Source organism: Endozoicomonas sp. SESOKO1 (assembly GCF_024606265.1).
Lineage (GTDB): Bacteria > Pseudomonadota > Gammaproteobacteria > Pseudomonadales > Endozoicomonadaceae > Endozoicomonas.
Window position 1 is genome coordinate 1 of the sequence record NZ_JAHHPP010000186.1, and the last position, 2,283, is coordinate 2,283.

At 42.5% G+C, this 2,283-nt stretch carries 2 protein-coding genes; both read left to right on the forward strand.

Annotated features, from left to right (window positions below; all coding sequences use genetic code 11):
* Positions 1–227 precede the first annotated feature (227 nt).
* Positions 228–1,244: a hypothetical protein gene (locus tag KDK13_RS09050; protein WP_257284654.1), complete on the forward strand. Its 1,017-nt coding sequence runs from the start codon at positions 228–230 to the stop codon at positions 1,242–1,244.
* Positions 1,245–1,338: 94 nt separating this feature from the next.
* Complete coding sequence (locus tag KDK13_RS09055) at positions 1,339–1,791, forward strand: hypothetical protein (protein WP_257284655.1); 453 nt, start codon at positions 1,339–1,341, stop codon at positions 1,789–1,791.
* Positions 1,792–2,283: the final 492 nt, after the last annotated feature.

Here is a 2,283-nt window from a genome sequence, read left to right on the forward strand (position 1 = left end):
TACGCCGAGCGCCAAAAGGCGAGCAAAAGGGAGCGCTACCGGAATGATCCCGATTTCGCCGAGCGCATGAGAAAGCGCAACAATGAGTACATAAGGAAGCTTCACAAAGATCCAGCTGTTGACAATGGCTGCACCGTTTGTGTTACGGAGGAACTTTTACAATAAAGAGCGGTCTTATCGGTAATTCAACTTTTAGTCAATTCAATAATTAGCTAATTCAAAAATTAATGGACCTCTTTAGTCAACTGCCTCTATTTGATCCTGATTCTGCTGATCTTTATTCCAGCTCAGCAGATGTAGCAGTACAAACGTTTCAATTTGATGCCAGCATACCAACCTCGACCTATCAGGGAATGTCTGTTAAAACCCTGGACGCTTCTTTTCCCGGTTACCATAATCAATCGGATGCAAGCGAAAATGACCCTGTTTGTTTTAACTTATTGAATAAACACGATATTGAATCTCTAACTATTTCAGAGATAATGTCAGAGACAGCAGGTATTTTTGGAACGGATATTCCTGACATACCAGAATCAATTCCTGATGAATATATACGCGGGAATTCTGGCTATGAATCCGTTAATGATGATCCTTCATTAATACCAGACATCCCTCTTATTCAGCAAATATGCTTATCAGAGAGTGAGCCTGGAATCAGGGAACCAACACCACAAAGCCATTCGAATCCAGATTTTTCATTAACTGATCTTCCTGACGTACTCCCTGACCCACAGGATTTACGACCATTGACTGTAGTTAACCCACAAAACCTGAACAAGGCTGCAAGTGATAATCAAACGACTCCAGCAAAAGACATTGTTGATGGCAAAAGGGATCTTTGCAAAGACCCTGCTTCAGAGCTCAAAAGGAAGCGCAAAAGGGAGCGCATAAGGGAGCTTCGCAAAAATCCCGCTTATGCGGAGCGTGCAAGGAAGCGCTCAAGGGAGTACCAGAGGGAGCTTTGCAAAGATCCCGCTTTCTTAAAGCGTAAAAGGGCGCGGCAAAGAGAGTGCTACCACAATAGTCCCGATTTCGCCGAGCGCAAAAAGAAGTACAGTAGGGAGCACTTCAGGGAGCGCTACCAGAATGATCCCGATTTCGCCGAGCGCAAAAAGAAGCACAACAGGGAGCGCTATCTGAACGATCCCGATTTCGCCGAGCGTGCAAAGAAGCGTAACATAGAGCGCAAAAAGAATCTTCGCAAAGATCCAGCTGTTGACAATGGCTGCGCAGTTCATGATTAGCAAAATTGGTAGAATAGCTTGTGTTCCGAAGGAACTTTTATAATAAAGAGAGGTCTTAGGCAGTAATTCAACAATTCAATAATTCGCCAATTCGATGAATCTCTTTAATAGTCTGCCCCCATTTGATCTTGCTTATTCCAATCTTTATTCCGGCTCACTGGATTTAATAGTACAAACGCACCCATTTGATGCCAGCATACAAACCTCGACCTATCAGGGGATTTCTGCTCAGGTACTGAATACTGTATTTTCTGGTTACCATAACCAATCGGATATAACCAAAAACAACCCTGTTCCTTTTAATTTATTGAATAATTATAATATTGAACCTCTAACTCTTTCAGCGGCAGCTTCAGAGACAGCAGGCTTTTTTGAAATGGATATTCCTGGCATACCGACATCAGTTCTTGATGAATATATACCTGAGAATTCTGGTAACGAACCCGTTAATGATGGACCATCATTAATTCCAGACATACCTCTTATTCAGCAGATATGCTTATCAGAAAGTGAACCTGAAATCAGGGGGCCAAGACATTGTTGTTGATAACTCTTCAATAATTGAGCGCAAAAAGTCGTACCACAGGGAGCGCTACATGAATGATCCCGATTACGCCGAGCGCCATAGGAAGCGCGCCAGAGAACGCAAAAGGAGGCTTCGCAAAGATCTCGCTGTTCAAAATAGCTGCACAGTTCATGTTTAGCGAAGCTGGTATTAGAGCCGTAGTACTTTTTTATGCCTGTTGACATAATAAGGGTGACATAATAAATAAGGTTGATGTAAATATTGAATGGTTGGTGTCGGTTATGGAGGAACTTTTATAACAAAGAGTGGTCTTAAGCGGTAATTCAGCAATTCAATAATTCAATGGACTCTTTCAGTAACCTGCCGCCATTTGACCTTGCTTATGCCGATCTTTATTCCGGCTCACTGGATTCAATAGAACAAACTTATCAATTTGAAACCAGCACACAAGCCTCGACATTTCAGGGAATGTCTGTTCAGACGCTGGACACTTCTTTTCCTGGTTACCATAAT